This window comes from Mesorhizobium sp. B2-3-15 (assembly GCF_006442875.1).
In the GTDB taxonomy this organism is placed as follows: Bacteria; Pseudomonadota; Alphaproteobacteria; order Rhizobiales; family Rhizobiaceae; genus Mesorhizobium; species Mesorhizobium australicum.
The window spans coordinates 2,501-6,068 of record NZ_VFVO01000025.1; the positions used below are offsets into that span (position 1 = coordinate 2,501).

Below are 3,568 nucleotides of genomic sequence, written 5' to 3' on the forward strand. Positions count from 1 at the left end.
TGGATGCCTTGGCATGCACAGGCGATGAAGGACGTGATACGCTGCGATAAGCTACGGGGAGGTGCGAATACCCTTTGATCCGTAGATTTCCGAATGGGGAAACCCACCTAAGGTGCTTGGAAAATCAGAGTAGCATGAGCGATAATCTCTTCGAGATTGCGCTGGTGCTGCTGTGGTTTCCAAGTATCAGATATAGGTAACTTATCCTGAATACATAGGGATAAAGTGGCGAACGCGGGGAACTGAAACATCTAAGTACCCGTAGGAAAGGACATCAACCGAGACTCCGGAAGTAGTGGCGAGCGAACCCGGACCAGGCCAGTGGCGATTGAGAGACAAGCGGAACCTTCTGGAAAGTAGGGCCATAGTGGGTGACAGCCCCGTACGCGTAATGCAATCAATCGTCCTCGAGTAAGGCGGGACACGTGAAATCCTGTCTGAAATTGGGGGGACCACCCTCCAAGCCTAAGTACTCGTGCATGACCGATAGCGAACTAGTACCGTGAGGGAAAGGTGAAAAGCACCCCGACAAGGGGAGTGAAAGAGTACCTGAAACCGGTTGCCTACAAACAGTGGAAGCCCAAGGTTCGTCCTGGGTGACCACGTACCTTTTGTATAATGGGTCAGCGACTTAGTGTGACGAGCAAGCTTAAACCGCTAGGTGTAGGCGCAGCGAAAGCGAGTCTGAACAGGGCGTTCAGTTCGTCGCATTAGACCCGAAACCGAGTGATCTAGCCATGAGCAGGTTGAAGGTAAGGTAACACTTACTGGAGGACCGAACCCATAACTGTTGCAATAGTTCGGGATGACTTGTGGCTAGGGGTGAAAGGCCAATCAAACTCGGAAATAGCTGGTTCTCCGCGAAATCTATTTAGGTAGAGCGTCGACCGAATACCCCAGGGGGTAGAGCACTGGATGGGCTAGGGGTCCTCACCGGATTACCAAACCTAACCAAACTCCGAATACCTGGGAGTACTAGTCGGCAGACACACGGCGGGTGCTAACGTCCGTCGTGAAAAGGGAAACAACCCTGACCTACAGCTAAGGTCCCCAAGTTATGGCTAAGTGGGAAAGGATGTGAGGATCCCAAAACAACCAGGATGTTGGCTTAGAAGCAGCCATCATTTAAAGAAAGCGTAACAGCTCACTGGTCTAAATAAGGGTCTTTGCGCCGAAAATGTAACGGGGCTAAAGCCATACACCGAAGCTTAGGGTTTGGTCCGCAAGGGCCAAGCGGTAGCGGAGCGTTCTGTAAGCTGACGAAGCCATACCCGTGAGGGGTGGTGGAGGTATCAGAAGTGCGAATGCTGACATGAGTAACGTAAGGGGAGTGAGAGACTCCCCCGCCGAAAGACCAAGGGTTCCTGCTTAAAGCTAATCTGAGCAGGGTTAGCCGGCCCCTAAGACGAGGCGGAAACGCGTAGTCGATGGGAACCACGTTAATATTCGTGGGCTTGGAGGTAGTGACGGATCATTGAGGTAGTCCAATCTTATCGGATTGAACGGGCTGCTGCGTGGTTCCAGGAAATAGCTCCTCCTTATAAACCGTACCCGAAACCGACACTGGTGGTCTGGTAGAGTATACCAAGGCGCTTGAGAGAACTATGCTGAAGGAACTCGGCAAATTGCACGCGTAACTTCGGAAGAAGCGTGACCCTTTTCCACGCAAGTGGAGGAGGGTGGCACAGACCAGGGGGTAGCGACTGTTTATCAAAAACACAGGGCTCTGCGAAGTCGCAAGACGACGTATAGGGTCTGACGCCTGCCCGGTGCTGGAAGGTTAAGAGGAGGGGTGCAAGCTCTGAATCGAAGCCCCAGTAAACGGCGGCCGTAACTATAACGGTCCTAAGGTAGCGAAATTCCTTGTCGGGTAAGTTCCGACCTGCACGAATGGCGTAACGACTTCCCCGCTGTCTCCAGCATAGACTCAGTGAAATTGAATTCCCCGTGAAGATGCGGGGTTCCTGCGGTTAGACGGAAAGACCCCGTGCACCTTTACTATAGCTTTACATTGGCATTCGTAGTGGCATGTGTAGGATAGGTGGTAGGCTTTGAAACCTGGGCGCCAGCTCAGGTGGAGCCACCCTTGAAATACCACCCTTATCACTATGGATGTCTAACCGCGGCCCGTTATCCGGGTCCGGGACAATGTATGGTGGGTAGTTTGACTGGGGCGGTCGCCTCCTAAAGAGTAACGGAGGCGCGCGATGGTGGGCTCAGAACGGTCGGAAATCGTTCGCTGAGTGCAATGGCATAAGCCTGCCTGACTGCGAGACTGACAAGTCGAGCAGAGACGAAAGTCGGTCATAGTGATCCGGTGGTCCCGCGTGGAAGGGCCATCGCTCAACGGATAAAAGGTACGCCGGGGATAACAGGCTGATGACCCCCAAGAGTCCATATCGACGGGGTTGTTTGGCACCTCGATGTCGACTCATCGCATCCTGGGGCTGGAGCAGGTCCCAAGGGTATGGCTGTTCGCCATTTAAAGCGGTACGTGAGTTGGGTTCAGAACGTCGTGAGACAGTTCGGTCCCTATCTGCCGTGGGTGTAGGAATATTGAAAGGATCTGTCCCTAGTACGAGAGGACCGGGATGGACGGATCTCTGGTGGACCTGTTGTGGCGCCAGCCGCATAGCAGGGTAGCTATATCCGGACGGGATAACCGCTGAAGGCATCTAAGCGGGAAACCCACCTTAAAACGAGTATTCCCTGAGAACCGTGGAAGACGACCACGTTGATAGGCCGGGTGTGGAAGAGCGGCAACGCTTGAAGCTTACCGGTACTAATAGTTCGATCGGCTTGATCGTTCTCATTCCTAATACCCATTTGACGAAGTCAAATGGTCTGACCAGCGCTCACGCATGAGCGGCCCTTACGGGCCTATGCTCCGCGAGGGCGCCGGACGACCGGCGACGCGCAGTCGCGCTTGCGGGCTTTGCCCGAAGCAACCTGCAAAGCATCGCCTTGGCGCGGAAAGACGGGCAACGGCACGGCCGGATGGCGAGCAGGTATCCCCTACTCACCATTCCCTACTGCCTAATCCCTAACCCAGCTTCTCGAATAACGTGCGTTTTGCCGACCTGGTGGTTATGGCGGAGCGGCTGCACCCGATCCCATTCCGAACTCGGCCGTGAAACGCTCCAGCGCTGATGGTACTTCGTCTCAAGACGCGGGAGAGTAGGTCGCTGCCAGGTCTGCAAAACGCACGTTCAAACTCTCATCCAATCGGATGACCGTGAAATCTTCTCTGCACTTCGTTCGATGCACGTCGTTGCCACAAACCGCTAACACTTTTGGGCAACATGCATAAAGGCCCGCCAAGGGATCCCGGGCCGCTCTAAGCGGCCCTTTCATTTGGTGGAGACAGAATACCGCAGTCGCCAAATAAAACGGCGATCGCAAATACCGCAATCGCCACAAGGCGATCATGGTGGTGACGCGGGGTGGAGCAGCCCGGTAGCTCGTCAGGCTCATAACCTGAAGGTCACAGGTTCAAATCCTGTCCCCGCAACCAAACAAAAACGGCCCGCCTGGCTCAATGCCGGCGGGCCGTTCGCGTTCCGATCTC

Annotated in this window: 1 tRNA gene and 2 rRNA genes (1 of these 3 only partly in view); all 3 read left to right on the top strand. The window is 54.5% G+C overall.

From position 1 onward, the window contains the following. Positions 1–2,807, top strand: a 23S ribosomal RNA gene (locus FJ954_RS31385); it begins 25 nt to the left of the window's first position. Between the two features lie 272 nt (positions 2,808–3,079). Continuing rightward, positions 3,080–3,194, top strand: a 5S ribosomal RNA gene (rrf, locus tag FJ954_RS31390). 243 nt (positions 3,195–3,437) lie between these two features. Further along, a tRNA-Met gene (locus FJ954_RS31395) sits at positions 3,438–3,514 on the top strand. Positions 3,515–3,568 lie beyond the last annotated feature (54 nt).